General features: G+C 42.7%; 22 protein-coding genes. 1 reads left to right on the top strand and 21 read right to left on the bottom strand.

The genetic code is table 11. The annotated features are described in order from the left end of the window. The 19 genes from xseB to HP456_RS08975 form a co-directional block, all read right to left on the bottom strand. The coding region (gene xseB / locus HP456_RS09065) for an exodeoxyribonuclease VII small subunit (protein ID WP_172250217.1) at nucleotides 1-216 on the bottom strand (216 nt) is incomplete at its 3' end. After that, nucleotides 197-1,564 carry an exodeoxyribonuclease VII large subunit gene (gene xseA, locus HP456_RS09060; RefSeq protein WP_172250215.1) on the bottom strand — a complete coding sequence of 456 codons (1,368 nt, stop codon included), beginning with the start codon at nucleotides 1,562-1,564 and terminating at the stop codon, nucleotides 197-199. The genes xseA and xseB, both read right to left, overlap by 20 nt. Before the next feature lie 106 nt (nucleotides 1,565-1,670). After that, complete coding sequence (gene folD, locus HP456_RS09055; RefSeq protein ID WP_172250223.1) at nucleotides 1,671-2,537, bottom strand: bifunctional methylenetetrahydrofolate dehydrogenase/methenyltetrahydrofolate cyclohydrolase FolD; 867 nt, start codon at nucleotides 2,535-2,537, stop codon at nucleotides 1,671-1,673. Between the two features lie 20 nt (nucleotides 2,538-2,557). Then, nucleotides 2,558-2,941: a transcription antitermination factor NusB gene (nusB, locus tag HP456_RS09050; protein WP_172250213.1), complete on the bottom strand. Its 384-nt coding sequence runs from the start codon at nucleotides 2,939-2,941 to the stop codon at nucleotides 2,558-2,560. Between the two features lie 862 nt (nucleotides 2,942-3,803). Next, complete coding sequence (locus tag HP456_RS09045; RefSeq protein WP_172250211.1) at nucleotides 3,804-4,214, bottom strand: Asp23/Gls24 family envelope stress response protein; 411 nt, start codon at nucleotides 4,212-4,214, stop codon at nucleotides 3,804-3,806. 23 nt (nucleotides 4,215-4,237) lie between these two features. Further along, entirely contained in the window at nucleotides 4,238-5,590 is a 1,353-nt protein-coding gene (gene accC, locus HP456_RS09040; RefSeq protein ID WP_172250209.1) for an acetyl-CoA carboxylase biotin carboxylase subunit, read from the bottom strand. Between the two features lie 16 nt (nucleotides 5,591-5,606). After that, complete coding sequence (gene accB / locus HP456_RS09035; RefSeq protein WP_172250207.1) at nucleotides 5,607-6,116, bottom strand: acetyl-CoA carboxylase biotin carboxyl carrier protein; 510 nt, start codon at nucleotides 6,114-6,116, stop codon at nucleotides 5,607-5,609. Nucleotides 6,117-6,365: 249 nt separating this feature from the next. Continuing rightward, nucleotides 6,366-6,923, bottom strand: coding sequence for a SpoIIIAH-like family protein (locus HP456_RS09030; RefSeq protein ID WP_172250205.1), 558 nt, complete (start codon nucleotides 6,921-6,923; stop codon nucleotides 6,366-6,368). A gap of 14 nt (nucleotides 6,924-6,937) precedes the next feature. Then, a complete protein-coding gene (gene spoIIIAG, locus HP456_RS09025) occupies nucleotides 6,938-7,591 on the bottom strand; it encodes a stage III sporulation protein AG (protein WP_172250203.1) in 654 nt (217 codons plus the stop codon). Then, a complete protein-coding gene (gene spoIIIAF, locus HP456_RS09020) occupies nucleotides 7,581-8,201 on the bottom strand; it encodes a stage III sporulation protein AF (RefSeq protein WP_172250201.1) in 621 nt (206 codons plus the stop codon). Before spoIIIAF ends, spoIIIAG begins: the two co-directional genes overlap by 11 nt. 13 nt (nucleotides 8,202-8,214) lie before the next feature. Beyond that, nucleotides 8,215-9,408 (bottom strand): stage III sporulation protein AE, encoded by a 1,194-nt coding sequence (gene spoIIIAE, locus HP456_RS09015; RefSeq protein ID WP_281357994.1) that lies wholly within the window; start codon nucleotides 9,406-9,408, stop codon nucleotides 8,215-8,217. A gap of 23 nt (nucleotides 9,409-9,431) precedes the next feature. Beyond that, on the bottom strand, nucleotides 9,432-9,824 hold the full coding sequence (spoIIIAD, locus tag HP456_RS09010) for a stage III sporulation protein AD (RefSeq protein WP_098151200.1): 393 nt from the start codon (nucleotides 9,822-9,824) through the stop codon (nucleotides 9,432-9,434). Nucleotides 9,825-9,838: 14 nt separating this feature from the next. Further along, nucleotides 9,839-10,045 carry a stage III sporulation protein AC gene (gene spoIIIAC, locus HP456_RS09005; protein WP_006838772.1) on the bottom strand — a complete coding sequence of 69 codons (207 nt, stop codon included), beginning with the start codon at nucleotides 10,043-10,045 and terminating at the stop codon, nucleotides 9,839-9,841. A gap of 83 nt (nucleotides 10,046-10,128) precedes the next feature. Continuing rightward, the gene (spoIIIAB, locus tag HP456_RS09000; protein WP_172250199.1) at nucleotides 10,129-10,644 is read right to left on the bottom strand and encodes a stage III sporulation protein SpoIIIAB; all 516 of its coding nucleotides are present in this window, start codon (nucleotides 10,642-10,644) and stop codon (nucleotides 10,129-10,131) included. Then, entirely contained in the window at nucleotides 10,645-11,568 is a 924-nt protein-coding gene (gene spoIIIAA, locus HP456_RS08995; RefSeq protein WP_172250197.1) for a stage III sporulation protein AA, read from the bottom strand. 222 nt (nucleotides 11,569-11,790) lie between these two features. Continuing rightward, nucleotides 11,791-12,348, bottom strand: coding sequence for an elongation factor P (gene efp, locus HP456_RS08990; RefSeq protein ID WP_172250195.1), 558 nt, complete (start codon nucleotides 12,346-12,348; stop codon nucleotides 11,791-11,793). A gap of 37 nt (nucleotides 12,349-12,385) precedes the next feature. Next, nucleotides 12,386-13,450, bottom strand: coding sequence for a M24 family metallopeptidase (locus HP456_RS08985; protein ID WP_172250193.1), 1,065 nt, complete (start codon nucleotides 13,448-13,450; stop codon nucleotides 12,386-12,388). Nucleotides 13,451-13,454: 4 nt separating this feature from the next. Further along, entirely contained in the window at nucleotides 13,455-13,901 is a 447-nt protein-coding gene (aroQ, locus tag HP456_RS08980; protein ID WP_172250191.1) for a type II 3-dehydroquinate dehydratase, read from the bottom strand. A 91-nt stretch (nucleotides 13,902-13,992) separates the two neighbouring features. After that, nucleotides 13,993-14,553 carry a YqhR family membrane protein gene (locus HP456_RS08975; protein WP_172250189.1) on the bottom strand — a complete coding sequence of 187 codons (561 nt, stop codon included), beginning with the start codon at nucleotides 14,551-14,553 and terminating at the stop codon, nucleotides 13,993-13,995. A gap of 313 nt (nucleotides 14,554-14,866) precedes the next feature. On the opposite strand from HP456_RS08975, the gene HP456_RS08970 reads away from it, so the two are divergent. Continuing rightward, complete coding sequence (locus HP456_RS08970) at nucleotides 14,867-15,247, top strand: SA1362 family protein (protein WP_312857746.1); 381 nt, start codon at nucleotides 14,867-14,869, stop codon at nucleotides 15,245-15,247. 29 nt (nucleotides 15,248-15,276) lie between these two features. Here HP456_RS08970 and HP456_RS08965 read toward each other — a convergent pair whose 3' ends face one another. Beyond that, nucleotides 15,277-16,158: a patatin-like phospholipase family protein gene (locus tag HP456_RS08965; RefSeq protein ID WP_172250187.1), complete on the bottom strand. Its 882-nt coding sequence runs from the start codon at nucleotides 16,156-16,158 to the stop codon at nucleotides 15,277-15,279. Nucleotides 16,159-16,377: 219 nt separating this feature from the next. Next, on the bottom strand, nucleotides 16,378-17,417 hold a 1,040-nt coding region (locus tag HP456_RS08960; protein WP_512698739.1), incomplete at its 5' end, for a ribonucleotide reductase barrel domain-containing protein.

Below are 17,417 nucleotides of genomic sequence, written 5' to 3'. Positions count from 1 at the left end.
GGTTTTTTCACCTTCATCCGTAATCATTTTCGTTAACTGGTTCTCTGCTTTGTTCAGGGTATCATGGCAATGCTTTGAAAGCTCCATTCCTTTCTGATAATACTGCAGTGCCTTTTCTAAAGGGACTTCGCCTTCTTCTAATTTTTCTACGATTTCTTCCAATCTTTCCATAGCATCTTCAAACGATAATTCTTCTTTATTCTTTGCCACTTTCATCGCGCTCCTTTACCGAATCCACTTCGCATTGTATTATTCCATCTTTTACATTAATTTCGATTTGATCGCCTTTTGTCACCTGGAGCGAGGACTTAATCAGCTCCCCTTCCGTTCCATAAACAAGGCTGTATCCCCTGTCCATGATTTTCAAAGGACTTAGCGCATGCATGGTCGATATGACCGAATTGAATTGATGTCCTTTTTCTTTCAGGACTCCTTTAAACTGCTTCTCCAATTGCTCCCGCAGAAACTTCACACGTTCCTCTTTTACCTTCAGGAGCTGGGATGGATGCACACGCTGAAGCCTTGAATGAAGTCCGCCTATTGTTTCCTTTTGCTGCCTCACATGCAGCGAAATATTTTTTTGCAGCTGGTCTGTCAGTCTGTCCACATGCTCGACTTTTTGCTGGTAGAGTGTATGCGGATTCCTTAATGCATACGACTTCGTTAGACTGTTAAGTCGATTCCGCTCACCTTGGAGTTTTGTTTTAAACGATTTTATCAACCTTAATTTACGGTTCATGATCCGTTCAAGCAAGTCATCAATATGCGGAACAGCCAGCTCACCAGCCGCAGTAGGGGTAGGCGCCCGCAAGTCTGCAACAAAATCTGCTATCGTGAAATCTGTTTCATGCCCGACTGCAGAAATGACCGGTATGTTGGATTCCAGTATCGCATTTGCCACAATTTCCTCGTTAAATGCCCAAAGTTCTTCTATGGATCCTCCTCCGCGTCCTGCTATCAATACATCGACTTCCCCGTAACCATTCGCTTTCCTGATTGCATCAGCTATCGATGCCGCAGCACGATCACCCTGTACAAGTGCAGGGAAGATCAGGATTTCTCCGATTGGATACCTTCTTTTAATCGTGGTAAGAATATCCCGAATTGCTGCCCCGGTAGGAGAAGTAACTACTGCAATCTTTGAAGGAAACTTCGGTATCATTCTTTTTCTGCTTATATCGAAGTAACCTGCTTTATCGAGTTTTCTCTTTAGCTGTTCGTATGCCAGATAAAGTTCACCGATACCATCCGGCTGCATTTCCTTGACATAGATTTGATATTGTCCTCCTGCTTCATATACGGAAATGTCCCCCCGTACTAATACATTCATCCCGCTCTCAGGTCGGAACTTAAGGGATTGATTATTGCCCGAAAACATGACAGACAATATTCTTGCCCTGTCATCTTTCAATGTGAAATACATGTGGCCGCTCGAGTGCTGCTTGAAATTCGAAATTTCACCTCTTACAAAAATATTTGATAGATGCGGATCCCTGTCGAATTTTCGTTTTATGTACTTTGTCAGAGCTTGTACCGTTAAGTAACGTGACTGATCGTGTTCCATGCTTACCTGACTCCTTTGACCTTCCTTTATGTAACTTCCGGGTATACGTAAAGGGACAAGCTGATTGGCCGTCCCTTCTGAGTTGTTATATATAGTGTACTATTTTTCATCGTTTTTGGCGATCAATCAGTGACTTTTGTGCAGATTTTACTGTATTGTATAGAAGCATGGTTATCGTCATCGGACCAACTCCCCCTGGCACCGGTGTGATCTTCCCAGCAACTTCTTTTACCCCGTTGAAATCTACATCACCGCATAATCGGCCATCTTCATCACGGTTCATTCCCACATCGATGACAACGGCACCTTCTTTAATGTCTTCAGCACGTATTAAACCTGCTTTCCCGACTGCAGAAACAAGAATGTCCGCTTGTTTTGTGAAATCAGAAAGGTTCTTGGTTTTGGAATGACAATGGGTAACGGTTGCATCTCGATTGATGAAAAGCTGACCGGCAGGCTTGCCGACGATATTACTCCTGCCCAGGATCACCACATGCTTCCCTTTGATTTCAATCTTTTCATACTCGAGCATCTTCATAATGCCCAGAGGGGTACATGAATAGAATGTATCCTGATTTGTGATCATTTTTCCGATTGAAACCGGATGAAATCCATCCACATCCTTTAGCGGTGAAATGGTTTCGATAATCTTATTCGGATTAATATGCCGAGGCAGCGGCAACTGAACCAAGATACCGTGAATATGGGCCATGTCATTCAATTCTTCTATTTTATTTACCAATTCTTCCTGCGTTAACGATTCATCAAACTGATAAAGCTCTGAATGGATCCCCAACTTGCTGCAGGCTTTTCTCTTCATTCTTACATACGTGCGGGAGGCATGATCATCACCGACCAGAATCACAGCCAGTCCCGGGGTCACATCTTTTCCTTTTAACTCAGTTATCGTTTCTTTCAATAGTTCACGATAATAGTTGGCAATGAGCTTGCCATCAATAAGACCAGCTGACATCATGCCGCCCCCTATCATTGTTAAGATTGACTTACCTTAGAGAGTACACCATTCACAAATTTGCTGGATTGATCATCACCAAAGGTTTTTGCTATTTCAACCGCTTCATTTATAACGACATTATCCGGAACTTCTTCAACAAATAATAATTCAAATGCGCCGATCCTTAAAATGTTTCGATCCACTTTCGCAAGGCGGTCAAAAGACCATTTCTCCAGATTCTCCCTGATAATACCGTCTACTTTTTCCTGATTTTTCACAAAGCCTAGAACCAGCTCTTTTAAAAATGTGTCCACTTCTTCCCCGTCAACCACATTTTGAAGCGCTTCTTCCGCCTCCATACCACTCATATCTATTTGAAACAAAGCCTGCAGAGCTTTTTCACGAGCAACTCTTCTCTTCATATGTTCTAATTACTCCTTTTAGTCGTTTGTCAATTTTTCATACCTTTGATAATAGCACAAACCAAGGGCAATGCGCACGTCTATCAAGAAAAAATAATTTTCTGAAACTAAAAGCCGAAGGGCTTTGCTTATAGGCAACAAGCATATGACAGGAATATCGGAAAGGAATTTTTTGACGTTTTGATGATCTCGAGCTTCTAAGCCACGGAGCTGGACAAAGAAAAACAGAGGCGGCTCGATAAGGAGCGACAAGCATATGATGAGCCGGAAGCGTTCTTTGCGTTCTTTGCGTTCTTTGCGTTCTTTGCGTTCTTTGCGTTCTTTGCCTTCTTGGCATACTTAACTTATGTTTCGGGCTCCCAGCTGTCGGAGCTGGACAAACTCAGAGGCGACAAGAAATGCCAGGCATATCTATACCTCTTTGCATTTTCATATGATGGCTTATTAAAAGGGCTTGTCAAATCCAGGATGCTGGGTTTTATTGGATATTGATAGATGATAGATAGGTATGAAGAAAATCCGATAAGTGGCACGATTATCCCAAAATCGGCACAATCGATAAAAATGAATATATTAATAATATAGTTAAAAGTACTGACTCCTTCCATATTAATCGAAATTTTTATAAAAATTTAAATGAATTCTAGACTGTCACTTCTCAAAAAAATGAAAAAACATCCTTCAGCAGTCGAAAAATAGTTCAGCAGATAGAAATGACATCAAAACGATCCCGATCCCTGAATCTACTTTTTATCAAAAATCCATCAAACGGCTGATAACGACTAAAAACCCCTTACATACCCACTTATCCCCAAATAATTGCATCAAAAAAGAACGACCCTCAGGCCGTTCTCGAACAAAGTCACATCTCTTCATCAATTTCAGGTTCGATTGTCTGGTTTTCGAATTGGACACCCACGATATGGACATTTACTTCATCTGCTTCCAATGCAGTCATGTTCAATAGGGCTTGGCGAATATTGTCCTGGATCTTTTGTGCAACTGTCGGGATTGAAACGCCGAACTTCATGATACAGTATACGTCGATGATGATCCCTTCTTCTGCAAGCTCCACCTTGACGCCTTTTCCGTGGTTCTTCTTTCCAAGACGCTCTACTACACCTGTCGCGAAGCTTCCGCGCATTTGAGATACGCCTTCTACTTCTGAAGCAGCAATACCAGCAATCACTTCAATTACTTCAGGTGCGATTTCAATTTTCCCAAGGCCGTCTTTACCATGAGACATTTGTAAAAGGTTTTGATTTTCCGCCATGTCAGGCACCTCCTGAATTCACACTAGGATTTCATTACATCATATTTTTCTAAGAACTTCGTATTAAATTCTCCACCTACAAAGGTTTCATGTTCTAATAATTTCAGATGGAATGGGATGGTCGTGTGCACCCCTTCGACGACAAATTCCCCAAGAGCGCGTTTCATTCTGGAAATCGCCTCTTCACGAGTGGCTCCATACGTGATGACCTTTGCGATCATGCTGTCGTAGTAAGGAGGGATCATATAACCAGGATATGCAGCAGAATCGATTCTTACCCCAAGTCCGCCCGGTGGAAGATACATTTCTATTCTTCCAGCAGAAGGCATGAAATTCTTTACAGGATTTTCAGCATTGATCCGGCACTCCATCGCCCAGCCTGTAAAGGTTACTTCGTCCTGTGAAAGGGAAAGTTTTTCACCGGAAGCCACTTTGATCTGTTCTTTGATTAAATCAACCCCTGTCACTTGTTCTGTGACTGGATGTTCAACCTGGATCCGGGTATTCATTTCCATGAAGTAAAACGATTGATTATTGTAATCATATATAAATTCTACCGTGCCTGCACCTGTATAATCAACCGCTTTGGCTGCTTTTACTGCTGCTTCACCCATTTGGGCACGAATTTCTTCATTCAATGCAGGAGACGGTGTTTCTTCGATTAGCTTTTGAAGACGGCGCTGGATCGTACAATCGCGCTCTCCCAAGTGAATAACGTTCCCGAAATTGTCTGCAAGGACCTGGATTTCGACGTGCCGGAAGTCTTCAATGAACTTTTCGATGTACACACCGGGATTACCAAACGCAGTCATTGCTTCCTGTTGTGTGATATTCACACCTTTCACAAGATCTTCCTGAGTCTTTGCAACCCGAATCCCTTTACCGCCGCCGCCTGCAGTCGCTTTGATGATGACAGGGTATCCCATGGAATCGGCTAACTTGACCGCATCATCCGCGTCTTTGACGATTCCTTTTGAACCAGGGACGATCGGGACTCCCGCTTCTCTCATCGTTTCACGTGCGACGTCCTTTGTGCCCATTTTTGAAATGGCTTCAGGCGATGGCCCTATGAATGTAATATTGCACTCACGGCAAAGCTCCGCGAAGTCAGAGTTCTCTGCAAGGAACCCATACCCAGGATGAATTCCGTCACAGTCCGTCAATTTTGCAACGGATATGATATTTGTAAAGTTCAAGTAACTGTCTTTTGAAGATGTTGGCCCTATACAATAAGCTTCATCAGCCAGCTGGACATGCAGGGCTTCCTTATCCGCTTCTGAATAGACAGCCACGCTTTCAATGTTCAATTCGCGGCAGGCACGTATGATTCGAACCGCTATTTCTCCTCTATTGGCAATCAATACTTTTTTTATCATAAAAGTTTATCGCTCCTTATTCAGGTTTGACTAAGAATAACGGCTGTCCATATTCAACTAATTGACCGTCTTTCACTAGGATTTCTACAATTTCACCTTTAACTTCCGCTTCAATTTCGTTGAACAGCTTCATTGCTTCTACTATACAGACAACCGAGCTGTCGTCGACTTTGGAGCCCGCTTTTACATAGGCATCAGTATCGGGTGAAGAAGATTGATAGAACGTCCCGACCATCGGGGAAGTAATTTTATGTAGGTTTGAATCATCTGTTTTTGATTCAGCCGCTTTATTGTCCTCTGCCACCGGCGCTGCTTCTGTCTGAACCGGAGCAGGCGCTTGCTGAACCGCTTGCTGAGCCGGCTGTTTCACATCTTCAGGAGCCTGGACAAATTGCGGTACAGGAGCTGCAGAACCGGTATTCTTTTTCAGTTCGATTTTTGATCCTTCATACTCATATGAAAATTCATCCACGCTGGATTGATCAACGAGCTTTATAATTTCACGAATCTCTTGAATTTTTAACACTTTGGACACCCCTCTAATAGTTTTACTAATTATGACTAGCTACTAATATCATACGATAACACCTTGTATAAATTCAATATGTGTTTCGAGCCATTCTATAAAGCGCATACACGCTTATCTTCTATTTTAGCGCTTTTATTGAAAAAAATAAAATAATTGCAAAGGTTTTTTGTCTGAAAGGATTGAATGATAAGAGAAATAAAGAATGACAGCCCCTCATCACCAAGGGGCTGTCATTCTTTTTACTTATTAATTTGCCGGCTGAAATTCTACGGCTACAGGCTTGACGTTTCCTACTTCGCTCATGACCAGCCTGATAATTTCATTGGCATTTGCTGTAGTATGCTCTTTATCGGTTTTGACGGTGATACGTATGCTATCTCCGTTTGCTCTAACAAGAGCATCGTCATAACCGATTGTCTTGATTGTTGTTTCAAGTACCGATTCTGTCATTGCCAGTTCGCGCAGATTTTCCATCTGCTCATATGCGGCACTTTTATCATCGGCCGACAATTCAGGGTCCCCGACTTTGGCTTCAAGTTCTTCGCGGAGCTTGGCGCGCTGATCTTCCACTTCCATTCTCATCGCTTCGAACACTTCATTCCCAGCTGAATCCGTTACGACTTCCACTTCACCGTTTGACATCGTTTCTTTGTTTTCACCTTCTTTAGCTTGCTTGCCGCCTTCGTTCTGCTCGGCTGCCAGGTCTGAAACCTGTTGAGTAGGTGAAGTGATGTAATATACCGATAGCACGATCACAAGACTTAACATCGTCAAAAGCCAAACTGTTTGTTTTTTCAATAACATCTATTATTTCCCCCTTAATCTTTAGGTAGAACCGATACCCTGTGAACCGGTACATCCAGAACACGGGTAACAGCTTCCAATATCCATTTTTTAATTTGTATGTTATCGGCTCCTTTTGCTACTACAAGGACTCCGCTGACTTTAGGTTTTCTTGTTTCGCTGATGACGGGGACTTCTTTTTCACCGTCCTGAATGATGACCACCTGTCCTTCGCTGGACTTTTCTTCAATGGATCGCTTTCCACCCTCTTTGTCTTCTTCACTTGTACTCTGGGACTGGGTGTTTTCATTCTTTTCATACACTTTCTGCTCAGAGGCTTCGACATTGACTACCACGAGCGCATCGCTGACTCCCACGATTTGATCAAGAGCTTCTTTCAACTGATTTTCATACTGGTCTTCAAAACTCCGCATCGAAGAGTCTTTTTGTTTATTTGTACCAAATGCCGGTACATCTTCTTTCGTCTCTTCCTGAAGATTCTGATCAACCGTTACACTGGGTTCGTTTTTCCATAGGTCGCTGATCAGCATGAAGGCAACCCCTAAGAGCAGGACAATCAAAAAGTATTGAAATTTCTTTCCTTTTTTGTTTTCGGGAGGTGGTGATTGGCTATTATCTTTTGAGAGCCATTCTTTAATAAGATTTACAGGTCCTTTGCTAAAGTTCATTTTCGCTTCCCGCCCCTCCTTCTGCTATGATTATTTTGTCCGGTGAAAGATTCCATCGTTCCGATAGTAAGGAGGCCACTTGGGACACATGATCATCTGTCTTCTCTACTTTTGTTTTATCTCCCGTATCGATCTCCACATTTTGGACGGCTTCAATTGCATTTTCCTCTTTTTTGGAAGAGAGATACACCGTCACTTCTGTGATGCTATCTGGGATGTTTTCCAAATCGGTTGCTGCGATATTTACTTTCTCAATGACCTTTCCGTGTTCATCCATCAACTCCTTTTCAGCTTGTTGTTTCATTTGGACAGCCATCTGTTCTAAAATATATGCACGTTGTGAGGCTTGTATTTCTTTTTTCTTTATTTCGATTAAATTTTCTACTGAATTATTTTGTGATCCCCCATTAATACGAAACGAATCCATGACGGAATCAACATCCGACGTCATCAGTTTTAATAACGGTGTGAGAATAATCGTGATCAATAATAATCCCGTGACGATTTTTACGTATTTTTGCATATTCGAACTTGGAAGAAGCATGTCGATGACGGTTGCCAACAGCACAAACACGATTATATTGGTAATCCATTCGGTTAAAAATGACATCTCTATTCCTCCTTCATCGAACCATCATCGTTATATTGCCGGCTGCAATGATGACGGTAATGCTCAAGAAGAACATGAATGATACGATCGCCAGTGCTGCAAACACATAGATAACGCTTTTCGCAATTGTATCGAGACAATCAATGACTGGTCCTCCACCAAGTGGCTGAAGAAGTGCAGCAGCCAATTTGTAGATGAAGGCGATCATCAAGATTTTAATCGCGGGAAAGGCTGCGATGATCAGTACGATTGCTACACCTGCAATCCCTACAGTGTTCTTTAGAAGCACCGAGGCGCTGATGACGGTATCTGCCGCATCGGTAAACATTCTTCCAATGACAGGCACAAAATTACCGGTGATAAATTTAGCGGTTCGGACCGTGATTCCGTCGGTGACGGCTGCCGTAGCGCCCTGCACCGAGATGACACCGAGAAACACAGTCATGAAGGCACCCAATAGCCCTATACTCCAGGACCGCAGCAACTGTGCAAGCTGGGTCACTTTATAATGCTGCGACAACGTGCTGACAATGCTCAAGAGAGCGGAAAGGAATAAGAGCGGGAGGACGACATTCTGAATCAGCAGTCCGCTAGTGTTCATCAGGAACAGGATGACCGGATGAAAGAATGCTGCAGATACCATCCCGCCGGAAGCTGCGATCAACGCAAGCAATAAGGGAATAAGTGCAATGATGAAGTTGATCATAGTCGATATCGCTTCCTGCGTGTAATCGATCGCTACGTGAAAGCTGTTTAAGGCGATGATGATCAGGACCATAAAGATGATTCCATAAGCCACTTTGCTGACGCTTCCCCCTTCAAATGCGTTCTGAAGGGATTGCAGAAACATACTTAAAATCGTGAGCAGGATCAATGTCCCTAACAGCTTGCCGTTCATGACCAACTCTTGAAAGGCAAATCTGAGTATGCCGGTGAACCAGGCTTTCAAAGAAAATTCTTTCTCTCCTTTTATAAAATCCATTAAACTGCCCTTCTGACTCTCAGGAAGGAACCCTCCGTATTCATCCACGATGCTTGTCCAAAAGCTTTTCAATTCGTCGATTCCCAAGTCCTCCAGCTGTTCGTTTATGACCTGCTGCTGCAAGCCGGGATCTTCTCTTGCTTCATTCCCCTCTGCTTGTCCGACTGAGGCTCCCATGAAAATGAAAAGCAGTGCTGTGATGAGTATTCGATTTAATTGCTGCAATTTTCCCACCTCTTCATCCTCTCTTATCCGGTTGGAATCATGTTGATGATGGTTTCAATAATGACGGTCAGGATCGGCACGGCCATAGCCAAAATCAAAATCTTACCTGCCAGCTCCACCTTGGCAGCGATCGCGCCCTGTCCTGCATCTTTCGTGATATGCGAAGCAAACTCAGCTATATACGCGATTCCAATAATTTTCAGTATCGTTTCAACATAGACAAGATTTACGTTTGCATTCGCCGCGAGCTTCTCGAGCATGTGAATAATGGTATAAATCTGATCGATTAAAAAGAGAAAAATCGAACAGCCGACAAATACGATCAGCAAGAAAGCAAAGTTGGGCTTTTGTTCTTTGACGATTAATGCAAGAAAGGTGGATACAAGGGCGATACCGACAATTTGGATGATTTCAATCGCTGACTCCCCCTTTATCCTTGAAATAAAAAGACCGATTTGATCTTTTGAAACAAATCATCCACGATGGATGCCACCATAAAAAGAATATAGATAAAGCCAAATAGTGTGACCCATTGTGCGTATTCTTTTTTCCCCACTTGATCCAAGATGGTATGCAAAAAGGCGACGACAATACCCACCCCTGCTATTTTGAAAATAATATCCACATCGATTCCCATATTTTTTCCCTCCTGATTTCTTAAATCGCACAAAGTGGGTTACCAACGGACATAAGTCCGCCAGGCTTTTGTCGTGTCATTCCTTAAAGCAGCAGGATGATAAGAAGAAGACCTGATAAAAACCCGAGACTTTTCGTCATTTTTTCATATTTCCTTTGTCTTTCCACTGCTTCGGTTTCTTCTCTTTCCAGGTGTTTCAGTGCTAGGTGGATGTGTTTTTGCTGAGTGATTAAGTCGTGTTTTCCCAGATTTTCGCCAAACTGCTGCAGGATTTCATATTCTCCTGACCTAAAAGCTGTCAGTTTCCACACTTCATCCAGACTTTCTTCCCATGCTTTCTTTACTGAAATTTCCTGTTCCGTCAATTTCTTTGAAAAATTCTCAAAAAACCACGATACCGGCTTTTGAAGCTGCTTGGATATTTTTCTTGTCGCTTCATGAAGCGGTGTATGACTGTAGGTGATTTCAGCTTCGAGGGATTGAAGCGCCACTTTCAACATCCGCAGCTGCCTCGGTCTTTCCGTCAAATATTTTGAAACTTCAAACCCGGCCCATGATGTAGAGAGGAGAATGAAGATCGCACCTATGATTTTGATCATTTACGTCACGCTCACTTTGTTCAATAGAGATTGTCCATGCTCATTCCAAACTTTCGAAACCTGTCCGGGATGGTTGTCCCTTTTAAGTTCAATGTAACGTTCAATGCTTTGCATTGCGATAATCTCGCTGATCACAGGTCTTTTTTTCACTTCAGACAGAGAGGCCCCGTGGGTTGTCATGATTAACGTTATGCCGGCATTGACTGCTTCCTGTATTGCCTGCCCGTCTTCCGCACGGCCTATTTCATCGATGATCAAGACATCGGGACTCATGGAACGTATAAGCATCATCATCCCTTCAGCCTTCGGACATGCATCCAGGACATCGACTCTCGGTCCGAATAAAAGCTGCGGCACCCCGTTTACACAGCCTGCGATTTCAGAACGTTCATCAACGATACCCACTTTATAGGGGGGGATATTTTTCTCAAGATCCCCTGTAGAAATGATTCTCGCCAGATCCCTTAATAACGTCGTTTTTCCTGTTTGCGGTGAACCGATGATCATCGTGTGCTTCCAGTCCCCGTCGAATACATAGGGCATGAGGGGAGATGCAATTCCGATTTTTTGTCTGGCGATACGGATATTAAATGAAGCGAGATGACGTATCCCCTTCACTCTGCCGGCATCCAGGATGACCTTGCCGGCAAGCCCGACTCTATGTCCGCCATCTATCGTGATATAACCTCTTTTAAGTTCTTCCTCAAGGGTATAAAAGGAATGGTGGGAGAGTTTATTGATGAGTTGTTCAGAGTCTTCCGGTTTAACAGTGTACGAAAGAAAATAGGGTTTTCCCCTTGCCGTGACTTCCAAAACTCTGTTTGTACGGACTCTGATTTCTTCAGTTGTATCCAGAACATCTTGTGGAAGGGAAAGGATTCTTTCAGATATAGTGCTGGGTAGCAGGGCTAGAACTTCTTGCATGACAAGTACCTCCTCTTCTATTTCCACCGGACTTGATGCTGACTCGCATTTTATAGCGTACAAGCCCCCAGATAATACAATGTATTCTCTTGAAATTAGAATATGACTCAGAATTCAGCATCCATTCAGGGGACTTTAATGCGATGTAGAAAGAAAAACACAAAAAAAGCCTAAACAGACCGGATATCTGTTTAGGCTTTTCGGTTTAGTATTAAGTTGATTTTAGCCGCGTGATACGTATGTTCCGTCTGTCGTATTGACGACGAGGGTATCTCCTTCATTAACGAAGAAAGGTACGTTTACGACTAACCCGGTTTCGACTGTTGCCGGTTTGGAACCGCCTGAAGCTGTGTCCCCTTTGATTCCTGGTTCAGTTTCGGTTACAGTTAGTTCCACTGTATTCGGAAGCTCTACACCAAGAGTTTCACCTTCATACATCATGATTTGCACTTCCATATTTTCTTTCAAGAATTTCAACTCATATTCGATGGAAGCTGCAGGTAATTCTATTTGCTCATAGCTTTCATTATCCATGAATACATGCATATCGCCGTTTGCATAAAGATACTGCATTCTGCGATTATCAATTTGAGCTTTGGCTACTTTTTCTCCTGCACGGAAAGTCTTTTCCTGCACTGCTCCTGTGCGAAGATTACGAAGTTTAGAGCGGACGAAAGCTGCACCTTTTCCGGGCTTAACATGCTGGAAATCCATGACTCTCCAAATTCCATTATCCACTTCGATTGTTAAACCTGTACGAAAATCATTTACTGAAATCATATTGTTCCTCCTAATATCAATCAGCCCTGCTGAAGGACTAAAATGGTAGAATAATTAGATCTTTTGTTGAGTGTGTCAATGTCTCATTGGAATCCCCGGTGATCAGAGTATCGTCTTCGATACGCACTCCACCTACTCCAGGTACATACACTCCCGGTTCAACCGTTACAATCATACCTGGCTCAAGCACTACCTCAGAACGGGAAGAAAGACCAGGGCCCTCATGAACTTCAAGACCGAGTCCATGTCCCAAAGAATGTCCGAAGCATTCACCATACCCTTTTTCTGTTATGTAATCGCGTGCGATGGCATCGGCATCTTTCCCTGTCATTCCAGGCTTGATTTGTTCCATGGCAAGAAGCTGAGATTGAAGGACAACATCATAAATCTCCTTCAGTTTCTCACTTGGCTCCCCTACAGATAAGGTGCGAGTCATATCAGAACAATATCCTTTATAGTATGCACCATAATCTAAGGTGACAAAATCGCCTTTCTCGATGACTTTATCACTGGCAACTCCATGAGGCAGGGCAGAGCGGACTCCTGATGCCACTATGATATCAAATGATGAAGAAGCGGCACCTGCTTTTCTCATAAAGAATTCTAATTCGTTCGACACTTCAAGCTCTGTAACGCCAGGTTTGATATAATCCAGAATATGTTTGAATGCTGCATCCGCGATGTCTGCTGCATCCTTAATAATCTTAAGCTCTTCAGATGTCTTAATCAAGCGTAACTTTTCAATCGTACCTGCTACCGGTACGAGTTCTGCCTCCAATACCTTCTGATAGCTTTCGAAGGCACTGTATGTCATATAATTTTTTTCAAAACCAAGCTTTTTAATTCCTAATTCCCGAACCTGTTTTGCGACTTCTTCCTGGATGGGACCTGTGTGCTGAACAATTTCATACCCCGCCGCCTGCTCCGCTGCCTGTTCTGTATACCGGAAATCAGTGATGAACAGTGCCTTATCCTGTGAGACAAGTACTATACCAGAAGAACCTGTGAAGTTTGTCATATAACGACGGTTATAAGTGCTGCTAATCAATATCCCATCTATACCGCTTTCAGTAAACGTATTGCGTAATTGTTCGATCTTCATCCCCTTACACTCTCCCTTTTATGTAATTAATGATTGCATCCAAAGCCAGTTCATACCCATAAAGTCCCAGTCCGACGATTTGACCGATTGTCTCAGCTGCAATGACGGAATGATGCCTGAAACTTTCACGCTGATGAATATTCGAAATATGAACTTCGACAACAGGCACTGATACGGACGCCACTCCATCCCTCAAGGCATAGGAGTAGTGGGTGTACGCACCTGGATTCAGAATGATGCCTTCATACCCGTCATCCTCAGCTTTATGGATATGATCAATTAATCCCCCCTCATGGTTCGATTGAGCCGAGAATAATTGATAACCTCTTCCTTCTGCCTTTTCCTTCAGCTTGTTTTCCAATTCCTGAAGTGTAGTGTGACCATAGATATCAGGCTCACGTTTTCCTAATCTGTTTAAATTCGGGCCGTTTAATAATAATATTTTCTTCATATTTAACCCCTAAAAAAATAGAATGTTCAACATGAACATTCTAACATAAACCATTTACCTATAACTACTAAATTATCTGATAACATGGCGGTCAAGGAACAACTTCTCCAGTCTTTTCTTTCTGCTCCTGATGTCTGAGTTCATTTTCTTCGTAAGAGATGGAATAGCCGATGAATACACCATACAGAACATAGATGCATAGTGTCGTGATTAACGTATGGTAATCGATGGCTGTCAAGGATTTCATACTTGGAAATAAAGGCTTCAATAATATGAATACAGCTAGAAATAACAAGACACCATACCCCGCCCCTATCCACATCGACTTTAATTTCCTTAAGCCTGCATAATAGATGAGAGCGACCCCGATGGAAACGATGCCATAAGCCAAAATGGAAAGAACGATTCCAATCCAGCGGTCTGACCAATCCCCAACCGCCCAAGGTTCGAAAATAATATTAGGTTCTATTTTCGTAAATGAAAAATAATAACAAAGATACGCAACCGCGCTCCATAGTAAGCCGCCTATAAATCCGGTAAGCATCACCATCGCAACGAATGACATCGGTTTCTCGCTTTGATTCTGTTCAAGCGAGGGGTCGGTCTGATCACCTTTTTCCTTTTTTTCATTTTGTTTTCTCTGTTCGGACATCTTGAACACCTCCGCTCATAGTATGTCCCAATCCATCAAACACTTGCATTTAATTCCTTTTAAGTAAAATTCAATTATGAATTTTGGTCTCGCAGTCTGGCTCTTTTTGAGAATTTTTAGTAAAATACTATGTAATGAAGATAATTTAAATATTCCATTGGAAGGTTTAGTGAAATATTATTAAGTGAATATGTTTACTATACACATAAAAAACCTTCCCCCTTTAAAATCTATTCTAAATCACGATTAAAATGGATTCCAATTGTCTAAAATAATCATATATAGTTTTTAAGACCGATTGAATCGTTAGGAGGTGGCTTTGTTGAACGCTCGCAATATCATGGTTCTCACTTTGACCGTATTAGCATTTGTAGGCTTGGGATCTTGGCTGATAGGAAATCCGCTGGGACTTCTGAGAAATATACTTATCACTGCAGCCGTCATCGGAATCATTTTCTTTATTTACCGCCGATGGTTCAGCAATAGAAGCGGTGCTGGCAGCAATGAACAGAGAGCGTTTCTTAAAGCAGCCAAACAATCCAAAAAGAGATTAAAGAGAAAATCGACAGTCAAGACACAGAAGTCTACTGTCTCTCCTCTGTCAAAAAAGCGTTCCACCCGAAAAAAATCCAATGCAAATTTAACGGTCATCGAAGGAAAGAAAAATAAAAAAAGCAATCGGGCATCGTTTTAAGAATGCCCGATTGCTTTTTTTTGATAATTCTAATAAGTCCATGTTTTCAGGAAGATCTCTCCTTGAAATTTCCCCATTTGAATCAACTCACTCTTTTTTTCTTTTGATAGTTCAAATTCAGTGGTCAAAACCCCTTCTGTTGGTATGAAGATGATGTTCTTCTCGTGCTTTCTCGAAATATATCTGGAATCGTGTGCATCTTTCATCGTTTGGAATAGGGCACTGTATAAATCGATTGCATTATCCACTTTATGCTTGGGACGTTCAATTAAATTATGGCTTAATTTCACCCCTATAACGGGACGGACCTTTTTAATGTTTTCTCTGTCAAACAGCCACATCGGAAAATTACTGAGTATTCCTCCATCTGCGACTAAACTGACCCCTTCGAGCGAACGTAATTTCACTGGTTCAAAGAAATAAGGAAGACTCGCACTCATCCTGATGGCACGGGCAACCGGAAATGTTTCAGGAGCAATTCCGTATTTCTCCAGATCATCCGGCAAAACAAGCAGCCTGCCGTTTGATAAATCCGATGCAATGACTCTCAGTGACTTTTCAGGGAGATCTGCAAACGTATATATCCCCCTTGCTTTAAGCTTTTGCCCAACCCAATTTTCAAGAGCTGCACCTTTGTACATTCCTAACCGAAAATAGATACTGAACCATTTGATGAAAGGAAACGGGATGATGGAGTTTGAATCCAGAAGCTTTTTGATATTCATTTCCTCCATAATATTTTTCAATTCACTGCTAGTGTATCCCGCAGCAATGAGGGCAGCTACAATGGCGCCGGCACTTGTACCTGCCACTCGCTTTAACCGCATCCCCTTTTCTTCAATTGCCTGATAAGCACCTATCAAGGCGAGCCCTTTGATTCCTCCGCCAGAAAATACCCCATCGATGTCCACAGGCTCCACTCCTTCAATGCTGTTTATACATCTTTAATTTAAATCGAAGGAATTTAGAACATAAAAAGACGAAACAGTCTCCAGAGGTGACGAATCCCAAAACAGGAACCTTGGGTTTGCTGGGCTTTGGACCCCGGCTGCCTGGACTCGAAGGTGAATATTCCTCCCCTTCAATACAAAAAAAGAAGAGGAACAAGCCCTCTCCTTCTTCATATCTATTTACAGTCCGCACTTAAGCTGAGCACCACAGTTGGTACAAGTGTTACAACCGCCCATATCTTTAACAGTACCTTTTCGGCAGACAGGACATGTATTACCCACTTCAGAACCAATGGTGACATCCGTTGAACGGACATCCTGAATGGTATCCAGCAGTACGATCGGTTTCTTTTCCGTTTTTATTTCTTCTTGTACCTCTTCTTCGTCGAAACTGTTTTCTTCCGCTTTAAGCGTGAGAACCTGCGAGTCACGACTTCCGTCGACGTAAACTGTACCGCCTTTCGCCCCGCCATTGTACAATCTTTCATACACTTTTTGTACTTCTTCCACGGTATATCCTCTAGGAGCATTTACCGTTTTAGAAATGGAACTGTCGATCCAGTTCTGGATGACACACTGAACATCGGCATGTGCTTCCGGTGCCAGGTTCATGGAGGATATAAACCATTCGGGCAAGTCGTTTGCATCCGCTTCTGGATTAAGCTTCAGATAATCTTCGACTATATCCGCTTTAACTTCAATGAATTTACCCAGACGTCCGCTTCTGTAGTACGTGAACGAGAAATACGGTTCTAACCCTGTTGATACACCTACCATCGTTCCGGTTGATCCTGTAGGTGCAACTGTCAATAGGTGTGAGTTGCGGATTCCGTTTGCCAGGATGCTGTCACGGACATCTTCCGGCATTTTTTTCATGAAACCAGATTCAATGAACGCTTTTCTCAACCTGTTTGTTTCGTCTTTTGTATCACCTGTCAGGAACGGGAAACTGCCTTTTTCCTTTGAAAGTTCGACTGATGCCCGGTAAGCCGTTGTAGCGATTACCTCAAACACCTCATCCACCAGCTTGTTCCCTTCTTCAGAACCATATTCTTTTTCACAGTAGATGAGAAGATCCGCAAGACCCATGACGCCTAATCCGACGCGTCGCTCACCAAGTGCCTGCTTTTTGTTTTCCTCCAGGAAATAAGGTGTCGCATCGATGACATTATCCTGCATGCGCACGCCTACTTCGACTGTTTTCTTCAGTTTTTCAAAGT

It is taken from the genome of Bacillus haikouensis, from assembly GCF_013179555.1.
Lineage (GTDB): Bacteria > Bacillota > Bacilli > Bacillales > Bacillaceae_B > Rossellomorea > Rossellomorea haikouensis_A.
Note: the sequence above shows the minus strand (reverse complement) of the source record. Positions and strands in the feature narration are given on the sequence as shown.

Bases quoted from the DNA above. Each gene is read 5' to 3' on its own strand.
- xseA (WP_172250215.1), bottom strand. From the start codon at position 1,564: ATGGAACACGATCAGTCACGTTACTTAACGGTACAAGCTCTGACAAAG.
- folD (WP_172250223.1), bottom strand. From the start codon at position 2,537: ATGTCAGCTGGTCTTATTGATGGCAAGCTCATTGCCAACTATTATCGT.
- nusB (WP_172250213.1), bottom strand. From the start codon at position 2,941: ATGAAGAGAAGAGTTGCTCGTGAAAAAGCTCTGCAGGCTTTGTTTCAA.
- HP456_RS09045 (WP_172250211.1), bottom strand. From the start codon at position 4,214: ATGGCGGAAAATCAAAACCTTTTACAAATGTCTCATGGTAAAGACGGC.
- accC (WP_172250209.1), bottom strand. From the start codon at position 5,590: ATGATAAAAAAAGTATTGATTGCCAATAGAGGAGAAATAGCGGTTCGA.
- HP456_RS09030 (WP_172250205.1), bottom strand. From the start codon at position 6,923: ATGTTATTGAAAAAACAAACAGTTTGGCTTTTGACGATGTTAAGTCTT.
- spoIIIAG (WP_172250203.1), bottom strand. From the start codon at position 7,591: ATGAACTTTAGCAAAGGACCTGTAAATCTTATTAAAGAATGGCTCTCA.
- spoIIIAF (WP_172250201.1), bottom strand. From the start codon at position 8,201: ATGTCATTTTTAACCGAATGGATTACCAATATAATCGTGTTTGTGCTG.
- spoIIIAC (WP_006838772.1), bottom strand. From the start codon at position 10,045: ATGGGAATCGATGTGGATATTATTTTCAAAATAGCAGGGGTGGGTATT.
- spoIIIAB (WP_172250199.1), bottom strand. From the start codon at position 10,644: ATGATCAAAATCATAGGTGCGATCTTCATTCTCCTCTCTACATCATGG.
- spoIIIAA (WP_172250197.1), bottom strand. From the start codon at position 11,568: ATGCAAGAAGTTCTAGCCCTGCTACCCAGCACTATATCTGAAAGAATC.
- efp (WP_172250195.1), bottom strand. From the start codon at position 12,348: ATGATTTCAGTAAATGATTTTCGTACAGGTTTAACAATCGAAGTGGAT.
- HP456_RS08985 (WP_172250193.1), bottom strand. From the start codon at position 13,450: ATGAAGATCGAACAATTACGCAATACGTTTACTGAAAGCGGTATAGAT.
- aroQ (WP_172250191.1), bottom strand. From the start codon at position 13,901: ATGAAGAAAATATTATTATTAAACGGCCCGAATTTAAACAGATTAGGA.
- HP456_RS08975 (WP_172250189.1), bottom strand. From the start codon at position 14,553: ATGTCCGAACAGAGAAAACAAAATGAAAAAAAGGAAAAAGGTGATCAG.